Annotated in this window: 1 protein-coding gene; it reads left to right on the forward strand. The window is 75.5% G+C overall.

Annotation, left to right across the window (positions count from 1 at the left end):
• Positions 1 to 587, forward strand: a 587-nt coding sequence (locus ABEB16_RS21575; RefSeq protein WP_345714226.1) for a GNAT family N-acetyltransferase, incomplete at its 5' end; no start/stop codon positions are given.
• Positions 588 to 934: the final 347 nt, after the last annotated feature.

The following is a 934-nucleotide window of genomic DNA, read 5'->3' on the forward strand; positions in this document are numbered from 1 at the left end:
GGCCGGTGCGGCTGCAGGAGGGGCCGGTGCTGCTGCGCCCGCTGCGCCGGCGCGACGCGGCGCAGTGGCGCTCGGTGCGCGCGGCGAACGCTGCCTGGTTGCGCCCGTGGGAGGCCACGAGCCCGGAGGGGGCCGAGGCGCCGCCGACGTTCCCGCAGATGGTGCGCGCCTTCACCCGCGAGGCGCGGGCGGGCCGGATGCTGCCGCTCGTGCTGGAGGTGCAGGGCGCGCTGGCGGGTCAGGTGACGGTCTCGGGCATCACGTGGGGTTCGCTGCGCTCGGCGCACGTGGGCTACTGGATCGACCGGCGCTGGGCGGGGCGCGGCCTGGTGCCGCTGGCGCTGGCGCTGGTGGTCGACCACTGCTTCCAGCAGATGCACCTGCACCGCCTGGAGGTGAACATCCGGCCGGAGAACGCCGCGAGCCTGCGGGTGGCGGAGAAGCTGGGCCTGCGCGACGAGGGGTTGCGCGCGCGCTTCCTGCACATCGACGGCGCCTGGCGCGACCACCGCACGTTCGCGGTCACCGCCGAGGACGTGGGCGAGGGGATGCTGGCCCGCTGGCGCGCGCGGCAGCGGCCGGGCTGACCGCCGGCCGGGCCACCGGCCCGGGGCGGTTCGGGGCGGCTTCCCGGTGGCTCGGGGCGGTTTTGGCCGGTTTCCCAGTGGTTCGAGCCGGTTTCCCGGTGTTCCTGCCCGGTTCACGGCGACGACACACCGCGCGCCGCGGCGCGCTTGCGCCGAACGCGGACCCGGCGGCCCTAGCGTTGGGTCCCGTGCACGCCAGCAGCCTCGTCTTCGTGGTCATCATCGCCATCTGGGCGGCATACCTGCTGCCCGACCTCCTGAGGCGCAGGCGTCGGCTGGAATCCGCCCGCACGCAGGACAGGAACTCCCAGCGGATGCGGGTCCTGGTCCGCCGGAACCCCGATGAC

The organism is Kineococcus glutinatus (genome assembly GCF_039542765.1).
In the GTDB taxonomy this organism is placed as follows: Bacteria; Actinomycetota; Actinomycetes; order Actinomycetales; family Kineococcaceae; genus Kineococcus_A; species Kineococcus_A glutinatus.